Genomic DNA, 24,911 nt, shown 5'->3' on the forward strand with positions numbered 1-24,911 from the left:
TTGACAGGCCCGGGGGAGTTCCCTAGCTTCCGGGTCGCTCTCGCCCGTGGCGGCGGCGCGCTCGGGCCCAGGTCCGCGGGCGTCGCCTTTGTCGACGGCTCCTTCGGGGGTCGCACCGGCCCCGACGAGAGACGCCATAGAGAGGAACATCCAACAACATCATGACACAACCCACCACCAACGAGGTCGGCATGGAGAGCTTCGCCGATCTCCTCGAGCAGTCTTTCCAGGACACGAGCGAGGTCAAGGAGGGCGGCATCGTCAAGGGCATCGTCGTCGACATCATCGGCGACTACGCCGTGGTCGACGTCGGGCTCAAGGCCGAGGGCCAGGTCCCGCTGCGCGAGTTTGCTGACGAGGACGGCAACATCGAGGTCAACATCGGCGACGAAGCCGAGGTTCTCATCGAGCATGCCGAGGACTCCAACGGCCTCGTCGTTCTGTCCAAGGACAAGGCGCGCAAGCGCAAGGTCTGGGACGAGATCCAGTCGGCCATGGAAGAGGACGGCATCGTCAAGGGCCTGATCAACGCCCGCGTCAAGGGCGGCCTGTCCGTGACCCTCCAGGGCGGCGTCAAGGCCTTCCTGCCCGGCAGTCAGGTCGACCTTCGCCCGGTCCGCAACCTCGACGCCTTCCTCAACGAGGAATTCGACTTCAAGATCATCAAGTTCAACAAGCGCCGCGGCAACATCGTGTTGTCGCGCCGCGTGCTGCTCGAGGCCGAGCGCGCCGAGCTCAAGCACGACACCTTGAACAAGCTGGCCGAGGGCCAGATCGTCGAGGGCGTGGTCAAGAACCTGACCGACTACGGCGCCTTCATCGATCTCGGCGGCATCGACGGCCTGCTGCACATCACCGACATGAGCTGGGGTCGCATCAACCACCCCTCCGAGCTCTTCCAGGTCGGCGACAAGGTCAAGGTCAAGGTCCTCAAGTTCAACAGCGAGTCCGAGCGCGTCAGCCTGGGCCTCAAGCAGATCACCCCCGACCCGTGGATCAACGCCGAGGAGAAGTACATCCCCGGCACCGTCGTCCAGGGCAAGGTGGTCAGCATCAAGGACTACGGCGCCTTCATCGAGCTCGAGGAGGGCATCGAGGGCCTGGTCCACGTGTCCGAGATGTCGTGGACCCGCCAGATCAAGAACCCCAAGCAGGTGGTCAACCTCAGCGACGAGGTCAAGGCGGTCGTGCTCGACATCGACGTGTCGCAAAACCGCATCTCCCTGGGCATGAAGCAGCTCGAGGAGAACCCCTACGAGAAGGTGCTCGAGAAGTACCCGCCCGGGACCGTGGTCGCTGGCGTCATCCGCAACATCGCGGACTTCGGCGTGTTCGTGGAGCTCGAGCCCGGCATCGACGGCCTCGTGCACATCACGGACCTGAGCTGGACCCAGCGCGTGCGCCACCCCTCGGACATCTACAAGAAGGGTGACGAGGTCCAGGCGGCCGTGCTCAACATCGACAACTCCGGCGAGAAGCCCAAGATCAGCCTGGGCATCAAGCAGCTGTCGAGCGACCCGTGGGACCGCGTGCCCTACGAGTTCCCGATCGGCAAGGTCACCGAGGTCAAGATCCTCAAGCTCACCGACTTCGGCGCCTTCGCCGAGATCATCCCGGGCGTCGAGGGTCTGATCCACATCTCGGAGATCAGCGAGGAGCGCATCGAGGACCCGCGCCAGGTGCTCGAGCCCGGCCAGGAGTGCCGCGCCGAGGTCATCCAGCTCGACGCCAACGAGCGCAAGATCGGCCTGTCGATCAAGAGCGCTCGCCGTCAGGACGACCTGGCCGACGCCCAGGGCTTCGCCAACGTCAGCGAGGCGGGGGCCACCCTCGGCGACCTGCTCTCGGACAAGCTCAAGAAGTGAGCCCACGCTTCGGGCCCCTCGCGGGCCCGAGACGAGGAGGGGCATCGGCCGCGGCCGGTGCCCCTTTGTTTTGGTCGTGGCTCGGCGCTGGCCCCCGTTGTGGGCCCGCGCCCTTGCCAGGACCCAGGCGGAGGGGTAAGCCACGCCCATGGAGCGTCCGACCGCCTCCGTCAACGTCCTCGAGGGCAGCCTCGACGCCTCTGGCCTGCGCTTCGCCGTGCTCGTCGCGCGCTTCAACGCGATCATCACCGAGCCCCTGGCCGACGGAGCCGTCGACGCCCTGGTCCGCTCGGGGGCCGCGGCCGAGGACATCGTCGTGCTGCGCACCCCGGGGGCCTACGAGCTGCCGATGCTCGCCGACAAGGTGCTGCGGACCGGTCGCTTCGACGCGGTGGTCGCCCTCGGCTGCCTGATCCGCGGGGACACGATCCACTTCGACCTGATCGCCGCCGAGGCGGCCAAGGGCCTCTCGGCCGTCGGCATCGCCCACAACCGCCCGGTGACCTTCGGCGTGCTGACCACCGACACCCTCGAGCAGGCGATCAACCGCGCCGGGGCCAAGGCCGGCAACAAGGGCGCCGAGGCGGCGATGGCCGCCGTCGAGCAGGTCCGCCTCTACAAGGCCATCGACGGCCTGGCTGACGGCCAATGAGCGGGGGAGAGGGCAAGCCGACGAGCCGCGCCCGCGGGCGCGAGCTGGCGCTGTGGTTGATGTGCCACCTCGAGCGCCGCGGCGAGGGCAGCCGCGCGGCCCTCGAGCTGTTTTGGACCGAGCGCCCCGAGTTCGAGGTCGACGACGACTTCCTCGGCGTGGCCGGCCCGCAGATGCGCGACATCATCGAGGACTCGAGCGCGCGCCGCTGGGCCCGGCGCCTGACCGAGGCCTACCTCGAGGACGCGGCGGCGGTCGATCAGGCCATCGGCGCGGCCTCGGAGCGCTGGCGGATCGAGCGGATGGACCGCGTCGACCGCAACGTGCTGCGCCTGGCGGCCGTGGAGCTGCGAACTCAAAAGACGCCGCGCAACGTCGTCGTCGCCGAGGCGGTGCGCCTGGCGGCGCGCTACGGCAGCGAGCGCTCGGCGGCCTTCGTCAACGCCCTCGCCGAGGCCCTCGCCCGGGCGCTCCGCGATCGCGCCAAGGCCGACGCGCCCGGGTGAGCGGGCCTGCTACCCTCGCACCAAGTGGATCGCTCGGACGCTTCTGACGGCGAAGGCGCGCGTGTCCTCGTCGAGCCCCTCGAGCGGGACATCCTCGGGGGTGTCCGCGAGCTCGAGGGCGAGGCCGGGCGAACCCGCGTCGACCTGGGTCTGATCCCGCTGTTCTCGGATCAGCGCCCCCTCCAGGGCCTCGCGGGGCTCATCGACTGGCGCAGCAGCGGGCGGCTCTCGGCCCTGGCGCGCGCCGGGCTGTGCACGGGTGAGCTGGGCGAGCAGGTGTTGATGCCCGGGGATCGGCGCTGGCCCGTCGATCGCCTGGTGCTCGTCGGCCTCGGCGCGCAGGCGGACTTCGACGAGGCGAAGGCCCAAGCGGCCGCCGGTCGGTTGGTCGACGTGGCCACGCGCCTGGGCGCGGCGCAGGTGCTGATCGAGCTGCCCTCCATCGGGATCGAGCGGACGCAGACCGAGGCGCTGTTCGGGGCGCTCATCGAGGCCGTGGAGGCCGCCCTGCGCGACAGCGCTCGGGCTCGTCGGCGCCGACTCGAAGCGGCCGCTGAAGCCGTGGCCGAGCCAGACCCGACCGAGGGTGGGGCAGGGGAGCACGAGGGAGAGCAGGCGGGAAACTCGCACCCGGAGGTCGCCAGCGCGGAACAGGACCGCGCGGACCCGATCGCGGTCGAGCCTGACCCTGGGGGGGAGGATCTCGCGGAGCCGACGGGCGACGAGGACGACGAGGCCGACGCTGCGCGGCCGCTCGAGTCGCCCGAGCCAGCCGAACACGGGGCGCGCTCGGACGCGATCGAAGCGACGCCGGAGCGCCCCCCGGCCGAGGACCCCGAGCCGGATCCGGAGCCGGTCGAGGACCCCGAGCCACCCCTGCACTGGTGGATCGTCGCGGATGAAGGCGTGGTCGCGCGCCTGCGCCGGGTTTTGTCGGGTCCGCCCCGGCCGGCCCGTCACGCGCCGAGCCTGCACACCTGAGCGGGGTCGGGTCAATCTGCCTCAGCGGCGGGTGTTCGCGCTCCGAGGCCGCGCGCGAACCCCCCTGGGAGGCTCCGGCGCGGGCCCGCGGGTGGTCTGGCCGCGACCTGTCGGCAATGTCCCACGAGCGGCGCCGCTGGCCCTATACTTTGTCCGATGCCGACCCAAGTGCTTTTGGTCGAAGACTCCCGAGCGATGCGAGATTACGTGTGCGCCGTTCTCGAGGACGAACAGGAGTATGAGGTCCACGAGGTCGGGAATGGCTTCGACGCCCTGCGGGCGCTCCCTCGAGACCTCTATGGTCTCATCGTCACGGACATCAACATGCCTGACGTCAGCGGCATCGAGCTGACCCGCTTTGTTCGCCAGACCCCCCGTCACTCCAAGACGCCGCTCATCGTCATCAGCAGCGAGGCCTCGGCCGTCGACAAGGATCGCGCGATGGCGGCGGGGGCGTCGGCCTTCGTCGCCAAGCCCTTCACGCCCCAGGAGTTCCTCGAGGCCATCGCGCGGGCCCGCGCGAACCCGCGGCCCGACCTCGACGAGGGGGGGGATGGCGGCGGCGCCAAGGCCGACGGAGGGGGCGACAAGTGAGCGAATCTCCCGAATTCGTCTCGGAAGCCCAAGAGATCATCGAGACCTTCTCCCGCCAGCTGCTCGAGATCGAGGGCCAGCTCCGCGACGGAGACGACTACGACCCCGACCTGCTCAACGGCGCGTTCCGGTCGGTCCACACCCTCAAGGGCCTGTCCTCGCTGTCGGGGGTCAACGAGATCGTCGACCTCAGCCACAAGCTGGAGAACACCCTCGACGCCCTGCGCCTGGGCAAGCTGCCCCTCAACCAGTCCGCCCTCGACCTCCTGTTCGAGTCCGTCGATCTGTTCGGTCGCCTGCTCGCGGGGGTGGTCGAGCCCGACGGCGGCCAGCCCGTGGAGGTCGACTCCTTCCTGGCCAAGCTCGCCAAGCTGGCCGAGGCGCCGGAGGAGCAGGCCGAGGACGCGCTGTCGTGGCTGGACGACTCCATCCTCGGGGTGCTGACCGAGTACGAGGAGCACCGCCTGCGCGAGAACGTGCGCCTGGGCCGGGCCATCTATCGAATTCACGCGAGCTTCGACCTGCTGGCCATCGACGTCGGCATCGAGGCCCTCAAGGCCAAGCTCAAGAACTACGGCGAGGTCATCACCTACCTGCCGAGCGCCGATCTGGCCGCCGATGACCGCATCGAGCTGGGCATCCTGATGGGCTCGAAGCACTCCATCCCGGAGCTCGCCGACGGCATCGCCGAAGAGGGCGTGGCCGTGGAGGCCCTGGCGACGGGGGAGCGCTTCGTGATCCCGGCGCCCTCGGAGGCCCCCGAACCGCTCCCCGAGCCGGAGCCGGAGCCCGCGCCGACCACGTCGAGCTCGGGCACGCGCGTCGAGGCCATCGACGACGACGACTTCCCCGACGACGAGGACGACGGGTCCAGCTCGGGCAGCGCCCCGGACAGCGGCGGCTCGGCGAGCGCACCGGCGGGCGGCGACTCGGGCGGCGCGAGCTCGGCCGGCGGAGACGGTCGCGGGGGAGACCGCGGAGGCAGCGTCAGCAGCGAGCCGCCCATGGACGACGGCGGCGACCAGGTCAGCCTCAAGAGCCTCAGCCAGACCGTCCGCGTCGACCTGCGCCGCCTCGATCACCTGATGAACCTCGTCGGTGAGCTGGCCCTGGTCCACGCCAACCTGACCAACATCGGCGACCGCATGCAGCGGACCCAGCTCGCCAACCACATCGGCGGATTATCGTCGACCTCGGGCGAGCACCTGCGCGAGTTTCAAGACCAGCTGCGGGTCATGAATCGGCGCCTGAGCCTGCTCCAGCAGGGCATCCTCGAGGTCCGCATGGTCCCCCTCGGCCAGGTCTTCGACAAGCTGGCCCGGGTGGTGCGCAAGCTCGGGCGGGAGTCCCAAAAGGACATCCGCCTGGCCATCTCGGGCGCCGAGACGGAGCTCGACAAGTTGATCGTCGAGGAGCTGAGCGACCCGCTCATGCACATGATCCGCAACGCCATCGACCACGGCATCGAGCTGCCGGCCGAGCGCGTCGCCGTGGGCAAGCCGCGGGCCGGCAAGATCTCGCTGAGCGCGTTCCAAAAGGGCAACCGCGTGGTCATCGAGCTGACCGACGACGGCCGCGGGATGGACTGGCGGATCATCCGCGACAAGGCCGTCAAGCGCGGCTTCGTGAGCGCCGAGGAGTCCTCGGACATCACCCCCGGCCAGGCCATCAACCTCATCTTCACGCCGGGCTTCTCGACGCGCGACAAGGCCACGGAGCTGTCCGGGCGCGGCGTCGGGATGGACGTGGTCAAGACCAACATCTCGCGGCTCTCGGGGATGATCGACGTCGCCTCGGAGCCGGGCAGGGGCTCGCGCTTTCGCATCACCTTGCCGGTGACCCTGGCCATCATCCAGGCCCTGGTCATCGAGACCTCGGGCCAGACCTTTTGCATCCCGCTCAACTCGGTGCTCGAGTCCATCATGGTCCAGAGCGACGAGATTCAGACCATCGAGGGTCACGAGGTGGTGTCCGTGCGCGGACGGACGCTGCCGCTGATTCACCTGTCCAAGGTGTTCGAGCTCGGGGAAGAGAACCCGATCCGAGACCCGCGCAGCAACTACGACCGGCTCTACGTGGTCGTGGTCGGCCTGGCCCAGCACCGCGTGGGCCTGGTCGTCGACGAGCTCCTGGGTCAGCAAGATGTGGTCATCAAGCCCATCGGTCGGGCGCTCCGGCAGGTCCCAGGCATCGCCGGGGCCACGGAGCTGGGTGACAACCGCACGGTCCTGCTCCTGGACGTTGCGACCCTCGTCGGCGAAGCCGTCGGCGGGGTCGAGGCGGCCGTCGGGAGCGGGGGCGGCCGCGAGGGGATCGGGGTGTTCTCGAACCACGACGTCGGCCGCGAGAAAGAGCACGGAGGCTGGGGCGATCATGGCTTCTAACGATGACGATCTCTGGCAAGCGCTGGGCGCCATCACGGGCGAGCAGGTAGCCACCGAGGCCGACTACGAGCACGGCTACAAGCGAGAGATGCGGAGCGACCTGCTCCGCTACGTGACCTTCATGATCAGCGGGGAGATCTACGGGCTGCCCATCGAGCAGATCGTGGAGATCTCGACGGTCTTTCCCACGACCCCGGTGCCGCGGACCAGCGAGTTCGTGATCGGCATCGGGAACATGCGCGGCTCGGTCATGCCGGTCATCGACCTGGGCGTCCGCCTGAACCTCGGCGCCGTCGAGCGCAAGCGCGAGACCCGGGTGCTCATCGTCCGCCACCAGGACGAGCCCCACGGCATCGTGGTCGAGCGCGTGCTCGAGGTCATCTCTCTGCCTCCGGAGGACATGGAGAGCACCCCGGGCGGCATCGGGAGCACGCGGGCGGACTTCATCCTTGGCCTCGGCCGCCACCGTCGGCGGCTGATCATCATCCTCGACCTGGGCACGGTGCTCGCCGAGCGCGACTTCCTGGTCGGTCGATACCGACGCGAGAGGGGCGTGGCCCAGTGACCAGTGACATCGGCAGCGGGATCCGCAGCACCTCGACGGCGTGGGACGACGAGGAGACGCCGCGGCGTCAGGAGCAGCTCAAGCTCGCTGGCTTCTTCGTCGGCGTCGGGCTCTACGGCATCGACATCATGCGGATCAAGGAGGTCATCCAGGCCGCCCCCTATCCGATCCGCCCGGTCCCCCACGCGCCCGCGATCATCGAGGGCGTCATCACCCTGCGCGGGGTCGTCATCCCGGTCATCGACCTGCGCAAGCGCTTCAACGTCGAGGCCGACGAGGAGTGGGTCCCCTTCAACAAGCTGATCATCGTCAGCGTCAAGGGGCGGATCGTCGGCCTGAAGGTCGACCGCGTCCTCGGCGAGCTGCGCGTCGGCGCGGACGAGGTCCGGCCGGCGCCCTCGATGCTCAGCAAGTCCGTCGGCGGTGAGGGCGAAGAATTCTTCTCGGGGGTCTGCAAGGTCGGCGACGACGTCGTGTTCGTCGTCCACCTCGAGGGCCTGATCGTCACCGGCAAGAGGAGCGGATGACCGAGCTGTCCCAATCCGGTTCGAGCCCGACGCCGACGCAGGCGCCCCAGCCCCGGGTCCTGCTGGCCCACGGGGGGGCCGTGATCGCGGGCGCGGCCCAGCGCATCCTCGGCGCCCACGGCTTCGACGTCTACGTGGCTCAAAACGAGGGCGCGGTCCGGGGCCGGCTCGCGGGCGAGCGCTTCGACGCCCTGGTCGTCGACGTCGCGCTCCCGGGGGGCTTCGAGCTCGTCCTGCCCGCGCGCGAGGCCGGCGTCCGCTGCATCATCCTGGTCGCGTCGGTGTTCCGGCGGACCAGCTACAAGCGACGGCCGCGGCGGCTCTACGGCGCCGACGACTACGTCGAGATTCACCACCTCGGTGACCACCTGCCCCGGCGCCTGCGCGCCCAGCTGGGCATGGACGGCAGCGACCTGCCGAAGGAGACCCTGCGCGAGATCCTCGCGACCTTGGAGGATCACGGCGACAGCCGCCTGCGTCAGCAGACGCCCCGCGGACTCGCCATGCTGATCGTCGCGGACCTGCTGCTCTACAACGGCGACCGCATCACCGAGGCGCGCAGCGTCGAGGACGCGCTGTCGGTGGTCAGCGAGGACCTCGACGGCGCGCGCCAGCTTTTTGCACAGATTCGACCAGACGCGGACGCGGCGGGGGATGACCTCGTCGGGCAGGCCTTCCGCGAGCTGGTCTCCAGCCTCGAGCGGCCGCTGTCCGCGGACTCGGGCGCAAGCGCTGGCGGTCCCGCGCCGGCAGAAGGGGAGGGCAATTGAGCTCCGAGCGACAAGCGACTTCAAAGGGCGGAACCCGGGTCAGCGGACGGGGGAGCGCAGGGCTCCCACCTCGCCTGCTCGACTGCATCCGCCGCTTTGGCGACGAAGGGTGGCGTGAGCGCAAGCAGGCGGTCGAGGAGGTGCTCATGGTCTTGGCCACCGAGCAGCCCGACGGCCCGACCTTCGCCGCGCTCATCGACACGCTGATCGATGGCGTGATCGATCCCCTGGCCAGCGCCATCTACGAGGGCCGGGAGAACGAGGCCAAGGTCATCGCCGGCGGTGGCGTGAGCGCGCGGGCGGCCTGCCAGGACGTGCTCGTCCAGTTGGGCCGCGCGAGCTTGCCCAAGATCCTCGAGCGCCTCGATCCCGAGGACAACCAGAGCACGGGCACGCGCTTGATGGTCGACATGATCGGCCAGATCGGCGGCGAGGCTGAGATCGCGCTGCTGGTTCGCTTCTTGCGCGACACCGAGGCCGACGAGAACCTGCGCGCGTCGACGGCGGCCTCGCTCGGCGAGATCGGCGGCCCCCGGGCGGTCGAAGCCCTCGAGGAGCTGCTCGGCGATCGCTCGGAGATGCTCCAGCTCTACGCCCTCGACGCTCTGCGTTCGGCGGGCGCTTCGGTGGCGGTGGAGCGCCTCGCGCCCTTGCTCGAGCGGGCCGTGACCCGCAAGGGCGCGGCCGCGCTGCTCGGCGTGACCGAGTCGCCCGAGGCCGTCGGCCTGCTCGTGCCCTGCCTCAAGGACGACATGCGCGGCGTCCGGGCGGCGGCGGTCGAGGGCCTCGCCCGGCTGCGCGTGGCCCTGGGTCAGCAGGACCAGGCGGCCGTGGTCGACGACGCCCTCGCGAGCGTGGACGACGAGACCAAGACCCGCATCCGCGAGCTGATCAGCCACCGCGAGCGCGAGGTCTCGATCGCGGCCATCGCCCTCGCCGGCCTGGCCATGGACGCGGGCGCGGTCGCGGCCGTGCTCCCGCGCATGGAAGACCCGATGGTCTACGAGCGCGCCCTGGCCCTCGTCGAGCGCCTCGGCAGCGCCGCCAACGACTCGCTCGTGGAGGTCCTAGACGGCCTCGAGGTGCCCTCGCGCGAGGCCCTCTACCGGCTCATCGGCGCGCTCCCAGGGCGCGTCGATCCGCGGCTCATCAACCTCGTGCTCGAGGGCCTCGACGATCCCCTCGAGAGCGTGGCCGCGGCGGCCTGCGACGCCCTCAACAAGGTCGGCGGTCGCTCGGCCATGGCCCCGCTGTACCGCGCCTGCGGCCGCGAGGGCCCCATCGGAGAGCACGCCGCGGAGGCCCTGGCGTCCATCGCCACGCGCATGTCGGAGCAGCGCCCTGGCGGCGGCCACGACGACCTGCGGCTGTTGTTGGGCGGATCGTGGCCGCAGTCCGGCGCCCTCGCGCGCAACCTGTGCCGCGTCGTCGGGCGCCTGGGCATGGTCGACTTCGTCCCGCCGATGGTCTCGATGCTCGGCTCGAGCGACGTCGGCGTGCGCGTGGCCGCGGCCCTGGCCCTGGGCCAGGTGCCGGGCGAGCACGAGGGCGTGGGCGCGCTGTGCTTCGCCCTCGCCGACGAGGACCCCCAGGTCCGGGCGGCGTCGTGCCGCAGCCTCGGTCAGCTCGGCGACACCCAGTCGATCCAGCCCTTGCTGGCCGCGACCTCGGACCCCGTCCCGCTCGTCCGCGCGGCCGCGGTCCAGGCCCTGGTGATGATCGACAACCCGATCACCATGGCCCGGATGCGGGAGATCATCCTCGACGACAACTCGACCAACGTCGTCGTGCACGCCATCGCGGGGCTCGGTCGGTCCAATCAAAACCAGGACCTGACCCTGCTGATGAGCCTGTGCGCGTCGCAGGACCACGAGGTCGTCAAGGCCGCCGCGCGAGGGCTCAAGCACTACTCGGCCCACCGCGCGACGGCGGCCTTGCTCGGGCTGCTCTCGCACGAACGCTGGGACGTCCGCTGGGCGGCCGCCGAAGTGCTCTCGGAGCGCGGCGACGTCACGGCTCTGGGCCCCCTCAACCGCGCGCGCAAGTTCGAGCAAGACGCCCTCGTCCGCCAGGTCCTCGGCCAGGCGATCGAGCGCCTCGACGGCCTCGCGGCTGAGAACGAGGCCCCGTGACCAGGCCCGCTGACACCAGCACGGATCGCTTGTTCGCCATGGGTAGGGATCGAATTCGCATGAACGATGAGGAGACCCGTCTCCTCGTCGAGGCGATCCAAGAGCACTGCGGCGTCACCCTATCCGTGCAGTCGGGCTTCTTCCTCGAGCGCCGGCTCAACCCGCGCCTGGTCGCGCTCGGGCTGAGCAGCTACCTCGACTACTACCAGTACCTCCGCTACGACCCCGCGGGCGCCCGCGAGATGGAGGAGCTGGTCGAGTGCATCACCACGCACGAGACCTACTTCTTCCGCGAGCAGTACCAGCTCGAGGCCTTCTCCGAGGAGATCCTCCCCGACCTCGCCGAGCGTCTCAAGCGCAGCCGCCGACTCACGGTATGGAGCGCGGGCTGTTCTACGGGCGAGGAGGTCTACACCATCGCCATGCTGCTGCTCGAATCCGGCCTCTTCCGCGGCTGGAACCTGCGGGTCGCGGGCTCGGACATCAGCCGCAAGGTGCTCGCCACGGCGCGGGCTGCGGTCTACGGCCAGAACAGCTTCCGGACCACGCCGCCGGCGCTGCGCCGCAAGTACTTCGTCGAGAAGGATGGGAGGTGGGTCGTACGGGACGACGTGCGCAGCATGTGTTCCTTTGGCCAATTGAACCTCATCTCCACGGAGCGCTTTCGCGTGCTCGGACCTTGCGACGTCATCTTCTGCCGCAACGTCCTGATGTATCTTTCTCAAGAGGCGCGGCACCGCGTCGTCGAGGCCTACTACGATCGACTGACTCCCGGCGGCTACCTCCTCCTCGGCCACTCCGAGAGCTTGCTGAACGTGACCACGCGCTTCGACCTCGCGACGCTGCAAAAAGACCTCGTCTACCGCAAGCCCCTGACCGCGAGCCCGCCCTCCCTCCGCTGAGGCACCCCGCTCCCCGACACCATGACTGAGAGCAGCGATACCCGTCCCCTCCGAGTGCTGGTGGTTGATGACTCTGCCTACAACCGGCAGACCATCACCAGCATGCTCGAGTCGCGCGACGGGGTCGAGGTCATCGCCCGCGCGACGAACGGCAAGGAGGCGCTGAAGCTGGCCTTCGATCTCGAGCCGGACGTGATCACCCTCGACCTCGAGATGCCGGAGATGGACGGCTTCTCCTTCTTGCGCTTGCTGATGAGCCGCCGGCCGATCCCCGTGCTGGTGATCTCGGGCTACGCCCAGCGCGACAACGTGTTCCGGGCCCTCGAGCTCGGGGCCCTCGACTTCATCGCCAAGCCCCGGCGCCACATCAGCCCGGACATCCGCAACATCGAGGACGACCTCGGGGCGAAGATCGCCATGGTCCGTCGGCTCCAGGCCGTGCGCCTCAAGCAGCGCGCCCAGGCCCTCGCGGCTCAGGGCGCGCGCCCGGGCATGTCGGACCTCGACGACGGCGACGGCCAGACCCTCGAGGGCAAGCCCGCTCGCGTGGTCGTCGGCATCGGCTCGTCCACGGGCGGACCGCCGGCGATCCAGCAGCTGCTCGCGGGCCTGCCCGCCGAGCTGCCCGCGGCCGTGCTCATCTCGCAGCACATGCCCGCGCGCTTCACCAAGGCCTTCGCCGCCCGCCTCGATCGGGTGGTCGACATGCGCGTGGTCGAGGCCTCCGACGGCCAGCCCGTGTGCGAGGGCGTCGTCTACATCGTGCCCGGCTCCTCCAACCTCGAGGTCGAGGCGCGGGCGGGCGGGGGCGCGACCATTCGCATCGTCGAGCCCCAGCCCACGCGCACGGGCGCGGTCCCGCTGACCCCCTCGGCGGACCACATGCTCAAGTCGCTCTCGGCGGTGTTCGGCCGCCGGCTGATCGCGGTCATCTTGACGGGCATGGGCTCCGACGGGACCAACGGGACGATCGCGGCGCGGCGCCTGGGCGCGGCAGTGCTCGTCGAAGATCCGCGCACGGCCGTGATGCCAGGCATGCCGCACTCGGCGATGGAGGCCGGCACGGTCGACCGCGCCTTGCCCCTCGAGCAGCTGAACCAGGCGATCATCGAGGTCGTGAACGGGCGCTTGCCCGGCTGAGCCTGCCCATTGCGGGGGCCAGCTGCGGGGGCGCTCGGGCTGAATCTGCGGCGCGCTCGGGCTGACTCGGGGCGATGTGCCCCAGGCTCTGCGCTCGGTGTGGCCGTTCGCCGGTGAGCGGCCGCGCGAGAGGACTGAGCTAGGGATCAGTGTCGGCCATCCTCGAGCTTCGAAGGGGCCGGGAACTGCCAGGTTCTGCGGCATGAAGCGTCCCACCAAGCCGCTGGTGTGATACTGTGCGGTCGGTGAGCGCCGACAATCCCAGGCAGAGCTTGCAGCGTCAAACCGACGCTTTTTTGCGCGAGTTCTTCGAGAAGGGAGAGATGCTGGTTAAGGAGTTGATCACCGAAAATGATCGACTCCGGTCCGCTCTCGAGACTCGAGAAGAGCCCGCTACCGTCACTGCGGAGAAGCAGGGAGGGGGCGGCGTCAAGGTCACGCGCGACAACATGGTCGAGCTGCTGATGATGCGGATCTCGGCGCTCGAACACGAGTGCGACGAGATCCGCAAGATCGCCGGCAACGTCGAGGAGGAGTCTGGTGGCTTTCGCTCGCGCCTCGACTCCCTCGAGTCCGAGCACTACCACCTCGCCTCGATGTTCGTCGCGGGTTCGCAGTTCCACTCGGCGACCTCCTTCGAAGAGGTGCTGCGGACCACGACCGAGATCCTGCTGAACTTTGTCGGCGCCGGTGCCTTCGTCATCTTCCTCGTCGACGAGGAGCGCCAGGTGCTGTTCCCCGTCGCCCGCGAGGGGGGCAAGGCCGAAGAGATCGATGAGCTCGAGCTGACCGGCGACCAAGCGGGCCCGGCCCAGGCCGCCCTCGTCGCCCTCGGCCGCCCGTGGAAGCACGGCGACCCCGATTTCAAGATGGGCAACGAGCTGATCAACCTGCCGCTCGTCAGCGGCACCCGCCTCGTTGGCGTCGCGAGGATCGAGTCTTTCCTTGCGCAAAAGCACGGCTTCGCGGACAACGATCATCAGCTGCTCGGGCTCATCTCCGAACACGCTGGCATCGGCCTCGAGAACGCCTGGGTTCGCGCGCATGCCAAGGAAGTCCCGATGCAGCGCCAGTCCATTGAGCACCTAGTTGGAGCATGAGTACCGTGGGAGCACGCCGTTACAACGCCCTGGTTGTCGAAGACAGCCCGCCGATGCGCAAGATGATCGTCTTCGCGCTCTCGCGCGTGAGCGAGCTCGACGTGGTCGAGGCCGACGATGGAGTCGATGCCCTGCGTCGCATCGCCGGGACCAAGTTCGACATCATCATCACCGACATCAACATGCCGATCCTCGACGGGCTCAAGCTCGTCAAGCGACTGCGTGCCGATGACAACTACAAGGACGTGCCGATCGTGATCATCACGACCGAGGGCGCGGCCGAGGACCGTCAGCGGGCGCTCGCGCTCGGTGCGAACGCCTACATCACCAAGCCGATTCAGGCGCAGCAGGTGATCGGGCTGGTCCGCCAGATCCTCGAGATAGGGTGAGCCTTCTTTGCCCCCGCAGGCGGTTTCGCCTGGGGGTGGCTGGTCCTCAAACTCGTTCGTGCCTTCTAGGGGGCATGTGGTCGCCCCCCAAGGGGGGCGTTTGTTTGGTGGGCGTACGGGCAGGGGTGCCCTGGGGAGCACCGTGGTGGACGCTCGGTTGGTGCGATGTCGTGGCGCTCGGTAGGGCCGTGTCCGTGTCAGCTGGCCTTTGCACGGGGGCGCTTTGGCGTATTTCCGGCGTTTGAGCGGGTCTGGTGCTAGCGTCGGGGGGGTGGCCCGGGATGAAGCGCTCGAGGACTTGGTGGAGGACTACCTCCAGCACCTCAAGGTCGAGCGGAACCTGAGCCCGAATACGCTGGAGGCCTACGGCAATGACCTGCGGCGGCTGCTGGATGCGCTGAGCGGGGCGGGCGTCGAGCGGGCGAGCCAGGTCAGCCCGGCGGCGTTGCTGGGTTTTCTGCGCTCGCTGGCGGAGGCGGGGCTGTCGGCGCGGAGTCAGGCGCGGCGCTGGGTGGCGGTGCGTGGGCTGTTCCGGTGGCTGCGCAGCGAGCAGCTGGTCGAGGTCGATCCGACCCAGGGCATCGCCCTGCCCAAGGCGGTCAACAAGCTGCCGGAGCTGCTCTCGCGCGAGGAGGTGGTCCGGCTGATCGCGGCGCCCGGGGTCGACACGCCCCTGGGCCTGCGCGACACGGCGCTGCTGGAGTTCATGTACGCGACGGGGTGCCGGGTGTCAGAGGCCTGTGACCTCGAGCTGTCGAGCCTGCACCTCGACCAGGGCCTGGTCGTGCTCACGGGCAAGGGCAGCAAGCAGCGCATGGTCCCGCTCGGGGACTGTGCCCTGGTCGCGCTGCTGGCCTGGCTGGAGGAGGGCCGGCCCGAGCTGGTCGCGCGGGCGCCCCGGGAGGCCCACGTGTTCGTCAACAAGCGGGGCAGCCGGCTGTCGCGGCAGGGCTGCTTCTTTCGCCTCCGCCAGCACGCCGTGAGCGCGGGCATCACCCGGGACATCTCACCGCACAAGCTCCGGCACAGCTTCGCCACCCACCTCATCGAGGGCGGCGCCGACTTGCGCGCCGTGCAGACCCTGCTCGGTCACGCAGACATCTCGACGACCCAGGTCTACACCCACCTGAGCCAGTCCCACGTCCGCCACGCCTACGACCTGCACCACCCCCGCGCATGAGTCGCAGGCGGGACGGGCGCTCGATCACCCCGCGGGTGCATTGACGGGTGCTCTCCAGGGCTGCTACGAACGGACACGCTCCGCGCAGCGTGCGCAAAACGCGTCCTGCCCGAGGAGCTCGATTTTCACCGTGCTCGCGCCCCTGGCCATCGCCTTCGACTTCTCGAGCGAGACGCTCGTGACCATCGGGATCTATCTGATCTGCCTGGTCGCTTCGATCGGCGTGCACGAGTACTTCCACGCCCTCGCGGCGGACCGCCTCGGGGACCCCACGCCCGAGCGCCAGGGTCGGCTGACCCTGAACCCGATCGCCCACGCCGATCCCGTCGGCACGCTGATCATGCCGATCGTCGCGGCGCTCACGGCCATGCCCTTGCTGGGCTGGGGCCGGCCCGTGGAGACGATGCCGCAAAACTACCGCCGCGACGTCAGCATGCGCGGCGGGATGGCGATCGTCGCGGCCGCGGGGCCCTTTGGAAACTTCGTGCTCGTGCTGCTGACCCTGGGCGTCGCGGCCGTGGTCGCGCGCACGGCCGGCATCAGCCCGCCCATCGAGCTGCTCTTGCAGACCATGCTGCAGCTCAACGTGCTGCTGATGATGTTCAACCTGTTGCCGCTGCATCCCCTCGACGGGGGCAAGATCCTCGCGGCCTTCTTGCCGGCGCGCTTCGAGTACGTCGACGAGTTCCTGATGCAGTACGGGCCGTGGATCCTGCTCGGCCTGGTGTTCCTCGGCGGCGGCTTGCTCGGGACCGTGCTCTACCCCGTGTTCGAGCTGCTCGGGCGCGTCTACTTCGTCGCAGTCAACGCATGAGCACGACGAAGCCCGCCGCGAGCCCCGAGTCGACTCCGGGGCCGATCGCCGACGGCGGTTCGGCGCCGAGCGAGGCGCCGACGCCGACGCTGCGACCCCCGAGCCGGACCCCGAGCACGGACCTGATCGCCGACGGGGTGCGCACCCGGGAGAGCTACGCCGTGACCCTCGAGCAGTTCGAGGGCCCGCTGGACCTGCTGCTCCACCTCGTGCGCCGCCACGAGCTGGACATCCTCGACATCCCGATCGCCTTCATCACCGAGAAGTACATCGAGTACATCACCTTCGCGCGCGCCCTCGACATCGAGGTGGCCGGTGAGTACCTGGTGATGGCGGCGACCCTGGCCTTCCTCAAGAGCCGCGAGCTGCTGCCGCCGAGCCCCGAGGAGGAGGGCGAGGACGAGGACGAAGAGGACGGGGTCGATCCGCGCCAGGAGCTGATCCGGCGGCTGATCGAGTACGAGCGCTTTCGGACCGCGGGCCAGGACCTCGACGGCCGCCCGCTCTCTGGCCGTGACGTGTTCCCCCGCGGCGGCAAGCTGCGGGTCGAGGCGCCGGAGCCGGGCCTGGCTCCGATCACCCTGTTCAAGCTCGCCGAGGCCTACAACCGGATCCTCGACCGAGCGAAGATCAATCAAGAGCACGAGGTCGTGCTCGAGCCGGTCACGGTCCGCATCCGCATGCGCCAGCTGTCCGAGCAGCTCGGCCGCGAGCCCAAGTTCAGCTTCGAGTCGCTGTTCCTCGACCGGACCTGGTCGAACGAGAAGGAGCTGCGCCAGATGCTGGTCGTCACGCTCATGAGCGTGCTCGAGATGGTCAAGATGGGCATCATCGGCGTCCACCAGGCGCAGGGCAGCACCGCGCTGGAGATCGAGCGGCGGATGAACATCGACGAGATGCGCGAGGCCGTCGAGATCTTCCGCGAAGAGGGCGAGGAGGGCGACCTGCTCGGGGACATCGCCGAGCCGGAGGCGCCTTCGACGGGGGCGGAGCCCGAGCCGAACGAAGCGACGCCCGAATCTCCAGAGGCGACGCCCGAGGCACAGGACGCAACGCCCGAGACTCCGGAAGCGGAGGCCGAGGTTCCACAAGTCGCGCCCGAGGCCGAGTCGACAGAAGCGACGGCGGAGGCCGAGGTTCCACGAGTCGCGCCCGAGGTTCCACACGTGGAGCCCAAGCCCGGGTCGACAGAAGCGGCGGCCGAGGTTCCACAAGTGGAGCCCGAGCCTACGGAGGCTACGGCTGAAGCTCCGGAGCCGGAGCCCGGGCCGGCGGAGGCGACGGTCGAAGCCCTGGAGGCAGAGCCTGAGCTCGAGCCTACGGTCGAGGCTCCGGAAGCCGCGCCCGAACCCGAGGCTTTGGAAGCGACACCCGCGTCGGAGGCGACACCCGAGCCGGAGGCTCCGGAGGCGACGCCCGAGGCTGGGCGTGACAACGAGGGCGCCGCGCCCGAGGACGCGGACCCACAACCCGAGGGATCATAGTTCGATGGCCAAGAAGCCGACCCGGAAGCAGGCCCCGCCGCGCATTGGTGAGCGGGCCGCCAAGAAGAGCAGCGAGGGCGAGGACGCGCCCGAGGGCGAGGGCGAGGAGACGCCCGAGGTCAGCGGGGAGGAGCCGAGCATCGGTGACCTGGTCGCCGAGCTCGGGTCAGGGGAGGAGCCAGAGGCCGACGCGGAGGCGAACGCCGAGGGCGAGGGCGAGGGCGAGGAGAACGCCGAGGGCGAGGCCAAAGCCGAACAGCCGGCGGAGCCGACCGCCGAGGAGAAGGCCATCGCGCTCATCCACTCCCTGCCCATCGACGCCGAGGACGACCTCAGCGAGGTCGAGGGTGAGGCCTCGCTGCGCCTGGTGTCGATCGTCGAGAGCCTGCTGTTCGCCTCGCCCAAGCCCATGCGGGTCAAGCAGCTGCGCAAGCTGCTCGCCGAGCCGACCGTCCACCAGATCCAGCTGGCCCTCAAGCACCTCATGGACCACAACCATGAGCGCGGCATCGTCGTGGCCCAGGTCGCCGGCGGCTTCGTGCTCCAGACCCAGCCGCAGAACGCCCACTGGGTGCAGAAGCTGCTCCAGGCCAAGCCCGTGCGCTTGAGCCGGCCCCAGCTCGAGACCCTGTCGGTCATCGCCTACCGCCAGCCCGTCACCCGCCCCGAGATCGACCACATCCGCGGCGTCGACTCGGGCGCCGTGCTCAAGATCTTGCTCGAGCGCGAGCTCGTGCAGATCGTCGGCAAAAAGGAGGAGGTCGGCCGCCCCATGCTCTACGGGACCACGGTCTACTTCCTCGAGTTCTTCAACCTCATGAGCCTCCGCGACCTGCCGGACCTGCGCGAGTTCCGAGAGCTGTCCGACGACACCAAGGCGACGCTGCGCCGCAAGCTCGAGATGGGCGACGCGGAGGTCGAGGCCCTGGGCCAGGAGGTCCTCGACTTCGCGCGGGAGCAGAACCTCGTGGCGGAGGACGAGGAGGAGCCCGCCGAGGGTGAGGCCGCCGACGACTCGGGGGAGGGTGCGGAGGAGTCCGAGTCCGAGTCCGAAGAGAGCGACGGGGCGGAAGAGCCCGAGTCTGAAGAGGACGAAGAGTCTGAAGAGGACGAAGAGGACGAGGAGTCTGAAGAGGACGAAGAGTCTGAAGAGGACGAAGAGGACGAGGAGTCTGAAGAGGACGAAGAGTCTGAAGAGGACGAAGAGTCTGAAGAGGACGAAGAGTCTGAAGAGGACGAAGAGGACGAGGAGTCTGAAGAGGACGAAGAGTCTGAAGAGGACGAAGAGTCTGAAGAGGACGAAGAGTCTGAAGAGGACGAGGAGTCTGAAGAGGACGAAGAGGACGAGGAGTCTGAAGAGGACGAGGAGTCTGAAGAGGACGAAGAGTCTGAAGAGGACGAAGAGTCTGAAGAGGACGAAGAGTCTGAAGAGGACGAGGAGTCTGAAGAGGACGAGGAGTCTGAAGCGGACGAAGAGTCTGAAGAGGACGAAGAGTCTGAAGAGGACGAAGAGTCTGAAGAGGACGAGGAGTCCGAAGAGGGCGAAGACGCGGACTGAGCGTCGTTCCCGGCCTGCGGGGAAAATCTCAAAGCGCCCCCTTGCCGCCGGGCAGACCTCGCCGCATTCTCGGGGGCTGCCATGGCTCGTTCAGGACCCCCGAAATCCCGCGGCCGCGCCGGTCGGCCGAAGGGCAAGGCTGGCCGCTCGAGCGGTCACACCCGCCAACCCCGCGCAGGCGAGAGCTCCGGATCCGCTTTTGACGGGCCTGCGGACTTCGACGGCCCCGACGACGGCCGCCCGCCCACGCGCCCCATGGGCCGCCGCTCGAAGAAGCCGGCGAAGAAGGGCAGGGGCATGGGTGTTCAGCCCTTCACCCCGAACCTGCGCGAGCAGCGAGACGGGGTCCGGCTGCAGAAATTCATGGCCAGCGCGGGCGTGGCCTCGCGCCGCAAGGCCGAAGAGCTGATCACCGCGGGCGTGGTCCGCGTCAACGGCCAGGTCGTGCGCGAGCTCGGGACCCGCGTGTTCCCCGAGCGCGACCGCGTGACCGTGCGCGGCGAGCCGATCCAGGCCGAGAGCAAGGTCTACTACGTGCTCAACAAGCCCGACGGCGTGGTCTCGTCGGCGGCCGGCAGCGTCGACGAGCGCGGCCGGCCCACGGTGATCTCGCTCCTGCACGGCGTCAGCGAGCGCCTCTACCCCGTCGGGCGTCTGGACTTCCACTCCCGCGGCGTGCTCTTGCTGACCAACGACGGCGGCCTGGCCGAGGCCCTGACCCACCCGCGCCACGGCGTGGTCAAGACCTACCACGTCAAATTCCAGGGCAAGCTCACCGAGGAGCAAGAGCAGCTGCTGCGCGACGGGGTCGAGCTCGACGACGGGGCGATCACCCGTCCAGTGGCGGAGCTGTTCGCGTTCCGCGAGACGGCTACCAACGTCTGGTATCAGATCGGCATCCGCGAGGGCCTCAACCGGCAGATCCGCCGCATGGGCGAGGCGATCGGCCACCCCGTGCTGAAGCTCATCCGCGTCGCCATCGGCGACATCACCGCGGACGGCGTGCCCGAGGGCGAGTTCCGAGCGCTCAACGCCACCGAGGTGGGTCAGCTCCTCGCCAACGTCAAGCTGGCCCCAGAGGGCCGTCGCGGGCGCTCCGGCGGGGCTGGGCGCCCGCGCGGCGGCCAGCGAGACCGCCCAAAAGCGAAGAAGTCCTGACACCCCCTCCATTCCCCCTCGACGCCCTCCCGGCGCAGTTGCCGAACCGGGCCGAGTTCACCCCACCTCACCTTGCAACCCCCCAAGTTGCAGGGTAGGTTGCCGCCCCCCGTCGGCTACGCCGCCGACTTCGACAAAGCGAAACACCCCATGGCCAAGCTTTCCCAAGTTCTCCGCGACAAGAAGCGCGAGAAGCTGATCGCCAAGTACGCTGACCGGCGCGCCGAGCTGCGCACCAAGATGAAGGACCCGGATCTCGACCCCGACGAGAAGGCCGAGGTCATGGCTCAGCTCAACGCGCTGCCCCGCAACTCCTGCCCGACCCGGCACACCCGCCGCTGCTTCCTGACCGGCCGCAGCAAGGCCGTGTACCGCAAGTTCGGTCTCAGCCGCATCGCCCTGCGCGACCTCGCGCTGCGTGGCGATCTGCCCGGCGTGACCAAGTCGAGCTGGTGAGGAGGAACCCCTGATGCGTACCGGTATCCACCCGGAGTACCGCAAGGTCCTCTATCACGACAGCGCGACCAACGACGAGTGGGTCGGCTTCTCGACCCAGCGCTCGGAAGAGGTCAAGAGCCACGAAGGCGAGGAGCTCCCCGTCATTCGCCTCGACATCTCCTCGAAGTCGCACCCCTTTTGGACGGGCCAGGCCCGCACCCTCGACGCCGAGGGCCGCATCGATCGTTTCAAGCGGCGCTACGGTCGGAGGGGCAAGAAGAAGTAGGTCTCCGGACCACGGCGGCGTCGATGCATTCAGGGCGATCCGAGCAGTCGGGTCGCCCTGTCTCTTTGGTTTGGTTGTGGGGTCTGGCCGGCCGAGCTGAGTGGCTGTCTGACGGCGGCGAAAGCGGGGGTAGACTCCTGGGGATGGCAGCCGCTCCAGCTCGAAGCGCCCCCAGCAAACCTGCAGTCCGCAAGCCCGAGGCCCCGTTCATGACGGGGCCCGAGGCCGTGTCCAAGGAGCTCGCCGCCGAGCTGCTCGAGCGGGCGCTGTCTCGGGGAGGCGACTTCGCCGACCTCTACTTCGAGTACCGCCGCACGGCCTCGATCTCCATGGAGGACGGCCGGGTGCGCAGCGTCGGGGGCTCGGTCGACATGGGCGTGGGCATCCGCGTGGTCCTGGGCCAGGCCGTGGGCTACGCCTACGCCGAGAGCCTCGAGCCCGGGGCCATGGCCGAGGCGGCCGAGACCGCGGCGCGCATCGCCTCGGGCTCCGCGACCCACAAAGCCATCAAGGTGCGGCGGCGCCGGGCCAAGGACGCCTACGCCCTCGGCGACACCGAGATCGTCGACGTCGACGGCAAGGCCCGGGTCGAGCTGCTGCGCCGGGCCGACCGCGCGGCCCGAGCCGCGAGCGCCGAGGTCGTCCGCGTCGACGCCAGCTTGGTCGCGGTCCACAAGGAGATCCTCGTGGTCTCGAGCCGCGGCGACATGGTCTACGACTTCCAGCCGATGTGCCGCATGTCGGTCATGGCCGTCGCGCGCCGGGACAGCCGGGTCGAGCAGGGCAGCAGCTCGGGCGGCGGGCGCATGGGCCTCGAGTACTTCGAGTCCGTCAGCCCCGAGGACCACGGCGAGGAGGCCACGCGCGTGGCCGTGCTCAACCTCGACAGCCGCGAGGCGCCGGCCGGGACCATGCCGGTGGTCCTCGCCCCCGGGGACTCGGGCATCTTGCTGCACGAGGCCGTCGGCCACGGCCTCGAGGCGGACTTCAACCGCAAGCGGACCTCCAACTACACCGACCAGCTCGGCGAGTCTGTGGCCTCGGAGCTGGTCACCGTCGTCGACGATCCGGCGCTGGCGAGCTCCCGCGGCAGCATCAACGTCGACGACGAGGGCGTGCTGCCCAAGAACCACCGGCTCATCGAGGGCGGCATCCTAAAGGGTTACCTGCACGACCGCATCAGCGCCGACTGGTTCAAAACTAGGCCCTCGGGCAGCGGCCGGCGCCAGAGCTTCCGCCACCCGCCCATGCCGCGCATGACCAACACCTTCATGGAGGCCGGCCAGGACGACCCCGAGGACATCATCAAGTCCGTGGACCGGGGCATCTACGCCCGCAAGTTCTCCGGCGGCCAGGTCAACATCTCCAACGGCGACTTCGTGTTCTCGCTGACCGAGGGCTACCTGATCGAAAAGGGCAAGCTGACCGCGCCGCTCAAGGGCGTCAACCTGATCGGCAACGGGCCCGAGGCCCTGGCCACGGTCAGCATGGTCGGCCACGACTTCGAGCTGTCCGACGGCATGTGGACCTGCGGCAAGGACGGGCAGAGCGTCCCCGTCGGCGTGGGCATGCCCACCGTCAAGCTCGACGCGCTGACCGTGGGTGGATCGAAGATCGGCTGAGGCGGAGGACGACATGGCCAAGAAAAAACGTGCGAAGAAGGCGAAGCCCGTGACCAAGAAGACCGTGACCCGACGGGGGAGCAAGGGGTCGAGCCGCGGCCGGAACACCGGGCCGAAGCGGGCAGCTGCGAAGAAGAAGACGGCGGCGAAGAAGAAAGCCGTGAAGAAGAAAGCCGTGAAGAAGAAAGCTGTGAAGAAGAAAGCAGCGAAGAAGAAGACGGCCGCGAAGAAGAAGACGGTTGCGAAGAAGAAGACGGCCGCGAAGAAGAAGACGGTTGCGAAGAAGAAGACGGCTGCGAAGAAGAAGACGGCTGCGAAGAAGAAGACGGCTGCGAAGAAGAAGACGGCAGCGAAGAAGCGGCCGGCGAAGAAAGCGGCTGTGAAGAAGAAGGCCGTAAAGCGGAAGCCGGCAGCGAAGAAGCCGGCAGCGAAGAAGCCGGCAGCGAAGAAGCCGGCAGCGAAGAAAAAAGCGCCAGCGGTGCACGGCTCCTTGCCGCGCAACGCCGTCCGCCTCCTCGACAGCCTCGAGCAGGCAGCCAGCCACGCCCTCGACCACCTCGCCAAGCTCGGGGTCGACCACGCGGAGATCTCCGTCGCCCAGGGCGAGCGCCTCGAGGCGGGGGTCCGCCAGGGCGAGGTCGAGCTGGTCAAGGAGGCCAAGTCCCGCGGGATGAACGTGCGCATCGTCCACGGCGAGCGCGTGGCGACCTCCTCGACCACGGACCTGGGCCCGCAGGCCGTCGAGCGCTTCCTCGCCCGGGTGGTCGAGATGGCCGAGCTGTCCGAGCCGGACCCGCTCGCCGTCCCGCCCAGCCCGCGGGAGCTGACCAAGACCTTCCCGACCCTCGACCTGTGGGACCCCAAGATGGCCCGGGTCAAGGCCGACCGCGCCCTCAAGCTGGCGCTGCGCTGCGAGAAGGCGGCCTTCTCCGCGGACCGGCGCATCACCTCTTCGGAGGGGGCGACCTTCGCCCGCGGCGCCATCCACAGCGTGTTGATGACCTCTGGCGGCTTCCTCGGCCGGGACGCGGGGACCTACGCGAGCTTGTCGACGCAGGTCATCTGCGACGACGAGGGCGGCAAGAAGCGCAACGGCTCGCACTGGACCGCGGCGCGGTACATGGAGGACCTCCTCGATCCGCGGGTCGTGGGTCGGGAGGCGGCCCAGCGAGCCGTGCGGCGCCTGGGCGCGAGCCAGATGGACACCGGGGTCTACCCGGTGGTCTTCGACCGCGAGATCGCCCGGGCCATCGTCAGCATGGTCGGCGGCTGCGTCATGGGGGACTCGGTCTACCGCGACCAGAGCTTCCTCAAGGACAAGCTCGGCGAGCTCGTGGCCAGCAACAAGGTCAGCATCGTCGACGACCCGCTGCTGCCCCGGGGCCTCGGCTCGCGCCGGCACGACGGCGAGGGCCGCTCGGTCAAGGTCAACCCGATCGTCCGCGCGGGCCGCCTCGATCGCTTCCTGCTCGACACCTACAGCGCGCGCAAGCTCAAGCTGCGCCCGACCCACGCCGCCGGCGGGGGCGGGGGCATCCCCTACGCGACGACGAGCAACCTCTACATGAAGAAGGGGCGGAGCAAGCCGGTGAGCTTGCTGCGCGGCATCGAAAAGGGGCTCTACGTCACTTCTATGATGGGCTTTGGCTTCGACCCGGTGACCGGCAACTTCAGCCGCGGGGCCTCGGGCTTTTTGATCGAGAACGGCGAGCTGACCCGGCCGGTGAGCGAGGTGACCATCTCGCGCAACCTCGGCGACATGCTCCTGGGCATCGACGCCGTCGCCGACGACCTCGAGTTCACCAGCTCCGTGGCCGCGCCGAGCTTCCGCGTCGACTACATGACCATCTCGGGCCGGGGCTAG

Annotated in this window: 23 protein-coding genes; all 23 read left to right on the forward strand. The window is 69.2% G+C overall.

Annotation, left to right across the window (positions count from 1 at the left end; all coding sequences use genetic code 11):
• The first annotated feature begins 161 nt into the window (after nucleotides 1-161).
• The 23 genes from PPSIR1_RS17860 to PPSIR1_RS17970 all read left to right on the forward strand — a co-directional run bounded on the left by PPSIR1_RS17860 (nucleotide 162) and on the right by PPSIR1_RS17970 (nucleotide 24,911).
• Nucleotides 162-1,865 (forward strand): 30S ribosomal protein S1, encoded by a 1,704-nt coding sequence (locus tag PPSIR1_RS17860; RefSeq protein WP_006972512.1) that lies wholly within the window; start codon nucleotides 162-164, stop codon nucleotides 1,863-1,865.
• A gap of 148 nt (nucleotides 1,866-2,013) precedes the next feature.
• Nucleotides 2,014-2,517, forward strand: a complete 504-nt coding sequence (gene ribH, locus PPSIR1_RS17865; protein ID WP_006972513.1) for a 6,7-dimethyl-8-ribityllumazine synthase — start codon at nucleotides 2,014-2,016, stop codon at nucleotides 2,515-2,517.
• Nucleotides 2,514-3,023 (forward strand): transcription antitermination factor NusB, encoded by a 510-nt coding sequence (nusB, locus tag PPSIR1_RS43055; RefSeq protein WP_006972514.1) that lies wholly within the window; start codon nucleotides 2,514-2,516, stop codon nucleotides 3,021-3,023. The genes ribH and nusB overlap by 4 nt, the downstream gene beginning before the upstream one ends.
• Nucleotides 3,024-3,047: 24 nt before the next feature.
• Entirely contained in the window at nucleotides 3,048-4,004 is a 957-nt protein-coding gene (locus tag PPSIR1_RS49390; protein ID WP_006972515.1) for a M17 family peptidase N-terminal domain-containing protein, read from the forward strand.
• A 156-nt stretch (nucleotides 4,005-4,160) separates the two neighbouring features.
• On the forward strand, nucleotides 4,161-4,598 hold the full coding sequence (locus PPSIR1_RS17880) for a response regulator (protein WP_045116239.1): 438 nt from the start codon (nucleotides 4,161-4,163) through the stop codon (nucleotides 4,596-4,598).
• The gene (locus PPSIR1_RS17885; protein WP_006972517.1) at nucleotides 4,595-6,982 is read left to right on the forward strand and encodes a chemotaxis protein CheA; all 2,388 of its coding nucleotides are present in this window, start codon (nucleotides 4,595-4,597) and stop codon (nucleotides 6,980-6,982) included. The genes PPSIR1_RS17880 and PPSIR1_RS17885 overlap by 4 nt, the downstream gene beginning before the upstream one ends.
• Entirely contained in the window at nucleotides 6,972-7,547 is a 576-nt protein-coding gene (locus PPSIR1_RS17890; protein ID WP_006972518.1) for a chemotaxis protein CheW, read from the forward strand. Before PPSIR1_RS17885 ends, PPSIR1_RS17890 begins: the two co-directional genes overlap by 11 nt.
• Nucleotides 7,544-8,074 (forward strand): chemotaxis protein CheW, encoded by a 531-nt coding sequence (locus tag PPSIR1_RS17895; RefSeq protein ID WP_006972519.1) that lies wholly within the window; start codon nucleotides 7,544-7,546, stop codon nucleotides 8,072-8,074. The genes PPSIR1_RS17890 and PPSIR1_RS17895 overlap by 4 nt, the downstream gene beginning before the upstream one ends.
• A complete protein-coding gene (locus PPSIR1_RS17900; RefSeq protein WP_006972520.1) occupies nucleotides 8,071-8,844 on the forward strand; it encodes a response regulator transcription factor in 774 nt (257 codons plus the stop codon). The genes PPSIR1_RS17895 and PPSIR1_RS17900 overlap by 4 nt, the downstream gene beginning before the upstream one ends.
• Nucleotides 8,841-10,976 carry a HEAT repeat domain-containing protein gene (locus tag PPSIR1_RS17905; RefSeq protein ID WP_232296504.1) on the forward strand — a complete coding sequence of 712 codons (2,136 nt, stop codon included), beginning with the start codon at nucleotides 8,841-8,843 and terminating at the stop codon, nucleotides 10,974-10,976. The genes PPSIR1_RS17900 and PPSIR1_RS17905 overlap by 4 nt, the downstream gene beginning before the upstream one ends.
• A 59-nt stretch (nucleotides 10,977-11,035) precedes the next feature.
• Nucleotides 11,036-11,878 carry a CheR family methyltransferase gene (locus PPSIR1_RS17910; protein WP_006972522.1) on the forward strand — a complete coding sequence of 281 codons (843 nt, stop codon included), beginning with the start codon at nucleotides 11,036-11,038 and terminating at the stop codon, nucleotides 11,876-11,878.
• Nucleotides 11,879-11,899: 21 nt separating this feature from the next.
• Nucleotides 11,900-13,018, forward strand: a complete 1,119-nt coding sequence (gene cheB / locus PPSIR1_RS17915; RefSeq protein WP_045116240.1) for a chemotaxis-specific protein-glutamate methyltransferase CheB — start codon at nucleotides 11,900-11,902, stop codon at nucleotides 13,016-13,018.
• Between the two features lie 245 nt (nucleotides 13,019-13,263).
• Nucleotides 13,264-14,118 (forward strand): GAF domain-containing protein, encoded by an 855-nt coding sequence (locus PPSIR1_RS17920; RefSeq protein WP_157595677.1) that lies wholly within the window; start codon nucleotides 13,264-13,266, stop codon nucleotides 14,116-14,118.
• Entirely contained in the window at nucleotides 14,115-14,507 is a 393-nt protein-coding gene (locus tag PPSIR1_RS17925; protein WP_045116241.1) for a response regulator, read from the forward strand. The genes PPSIR1_RS17920 and PPSIR1_RS17925 overlap by 4 nt, the downstream gene beginning before the upstream one ends.
• A gap of 271 nt (nucleotides 14,508-14,778) precedes the next feature.
• Nucleotides 14,779-15,687, forward strand: coding sequence for a site-specific tyrosine recombinase XerD (gene xerD / locus PPSIR1_RS17930; RefSeq protein WP_006972526.1), 909 nt, complete (start codon nucleotides 14,779-14,781; stop codon nucleotides 15,685-15,687).
• A 130-nt stretch (nucleotides 15,688-15,817) separates the two neighbouring features.
• Nucleotides 15,818-16,501, forward strand: a complete 684-nt coding sequence (locus PPSIR1_RS17935) for a site-2 protease family protein (RefSeq protein ID WP_006972527.1) — start codon at nucleotides 15,818-15,820, stop codon at nucleotides 16,499-16,501.
• Nucleotides 16,498-17,985 (forward strand): segregation and condensation protein A, encoded by a 1,488-nt coding sequence (locus PPSIR1_RS43065; protein WP_006972528.1) that lies wholly within the window; start codon nucleotides 16,498-16,500, stop codon nucleotides 17,983-17,985. Before PPSIR1_RS17935 ends, PPSIR1_RS43065 begins: the two co-directional genes overlap by 4 nt.
• 4 nt (nucleotides 17,986-17,989) lie before the next feature.
• Nucleotides 17,990-19,543: an SMC-Scp complex subunit ScpB gene (scpB, locus tag PPSIR1_RS46240; RefSeq protein ID WP_006972529.1), complete on the forward strand. Its 1,554-nt coding sequence runs from the start codon at nucleotides 17,990-17,992 to the stop codon at nucleotides 19,541-19,543.
• A gap of 255 nt (nucleotides 19,544-19,798) precedes the next feature.
• A complete protein-coding gene (locus tag PPSIR1_RS17950) occupies nucleotides 19,799-20,701 on the forward strand; it encodes a pseudouridine synthase (protein WP_006972530.1) in 903 nt (300 codons plus the stop codon).
• Between the two features lie 150 nt (nucleotides 20,702-20,851).
• On the forward strand, nucleotides 20,852-21,157 hold the full coding sequence (rpsN, locus tag PPSIR1_RS17955; protein ID WP_045116256.1) for a 30S ribosomal protein S14: 306 nt from the start codon (nucleotides 20,852-20,854) through the stop codon (nucleotides 21,155-21,157).
• Between the two features lie 13 nt (nucleotides 21,158-21,170).
• Nucleotides 21,171-21,425, forward strand: coding sequence for a type B 50S ribosomal protein L31 (locus PPSIR1_RS17960; protein ID WP_006972532.1), 255 nt, complete (start codon nucleotides 21,171-21,173; stop codon nucleotides 21,423-21,425).
• A gap of 209 nt (nucleotides 21,426-21,634) precedes the next feature.
• Nucleotides 21,635-23,047 carry a TldD/PmbA family protein gene (locus PPSIR1_RS17965; protein WP_006972533.1) on the forward strand — a complete coding sequence of 471 codons (1,413 nt, stop codon included), beginning with the start codon at nucleotides 21,635-21,637 and terminating at the stop codon, nucleotides 23,045-23,047.
• A 13-nt stretch (nucleotides 23,048-23,060) separates the two neighbouring features.
• A complete protein-coding gene (locus PPSIR1_RS17970; RefSeq protein ID WP_157595678.1) occupies nucleotides 23,061-24,911 on the forward strand; it encodes a TldD/PmbA family protein in 1,851 nt (616 codons plus the stop codon).

Source organism: Plesiocystis pacifica SIR-1, assembly GCF_000170895.1.
In the GTDB taxonomy this organism is placed as follows: domain Bacteria; phylum Myxococcota_A; class Polyangia; order Nannocystales; family Nannocystaceae; genus Plesiocystis; species Plesiocystis pacifica.

What these genes read in the sequence shown, in the direction of transcription:
- PPSIR1_RS17860 (WP_006972512.1), top strand. Translation starts at nt 162, where the DNA reads ATGACACAACCCACCACCAACGAGGTCGGCATGGAGAGCTTCGCCGAT.
- ribH (WP_006972513.1), top strand. Translation starts at nt 2,014, where the DNA reads ATGGAGCGTCCGACCGCCTCCGTCAACGTCCTCGAGGGCAGCCTCGAC.
- nusB (WP_006972514.1), top strand. Translation starts at nt 2,514, where the DNA reads ATGAGCGGGGGAGAGGGCAAGCCGACGAGCCGCGCCCGCGGGCGCGAG.
- PPSIR1_RS17880 (WP_045116239.1), top strand. Translation starts at nt 4,161, where the DNA reads ATGCCGACCCAAGTGCTTTTGGTCGAAGACTCCCGAGCGATGCGAGAT.
- PPSIR1_RS17890 (WP_006972518.1), top strand. Translation starts at nt 6,972, where the DNA reads ATGGCTTCTAACGATGACGATCTCTGGCAAGCGCTGGGCGCCATCACG.
- PPSIR1_RS17900 (WP_006972520.1), top strand. Translation starts at nt 8,071, where the DNA reads ATGACCGAGCTGTCCCAATCCGGTTCGAGCCCGACGCCGACGCAGGCG.
- PPSIR1_RS17910 (WP_006972522.1), top strand. Translation starts at nt 11,036, where the DNA reads ATGAACGATGAGGAGACCCGTCTCCTCGTCGAGGCGATCCAAGAGCAC.
- cheB (WP_045116240.1), top strand. Translation starts at nt 11,900, where the DNA reads ATGACTGAGAGCAGCGATACCCGTCCCCTCCGAGTGCTGGTGGTTGAT.
- PPSIR1_RS17925 (WP_045116241.1), top strand. Translation starts at nt 14,115, where the DNA reads ATGAGTACCGTGGGAGCACGCCGTTACAACGCCCTGGTTGTCGAAGAC.
- PPSIR1_RS43065 (WP_006972528.1), top strand. Translation starts at nt 16,498, where the DNA reads ATGAGCACGACGAAGCCCGCCGCGAGCCCCGAGTCGACTCCGGGGCCG.
- scpB (WP_006972529.1), top strand. Translation starts at nt 17,990, where the DNA reads ATGGCCAAGAAGCCGACCCGGAAGCAGGCCCCGCCGCGCATTGGTGAG.
- PPSIR1_RS17950 (WP_006972530.1), top strand. Translation starts at nt 19,799, where the DNA reads ATGGGCCGCCGCTCGAAGAAGCCGGCGAAGAAGGGCAGGGGCATGGGT.
- rpsN (WP_045116256.1), top strand. Translation starts at nt 20,852, where the DNA reads ATGGCCAAGCTTTCCCAAGTTCTCCGCGACAAGAAGCGCGAGAAGCTG.
- PPSIR1_RS17960 (WP_006972532.1), top strand. Translation starts at nt 21,171, where the DNA reads ATGCGTACCGGTATCCACCCGGAGTACCGCAAGGTCCTCTATCACGAC.
- PPSIR1_RS17965 (WP_006972533.1), top strand. Translation starts at nt 21,635, where the DNA reads ATGACGGGGCCCGAGGCCGTGTCCAAGGAGCTCGCCGCCGAGCTGCTC.
- PPSIR1_RS17970 (WP_157595678.1), top strand. Translation starts at nt 23,061, where the DNA reads ATGGCCAAGAAAAAACGTGCGAAGAAGGCGAAGCCCGTGACCAAGAAG.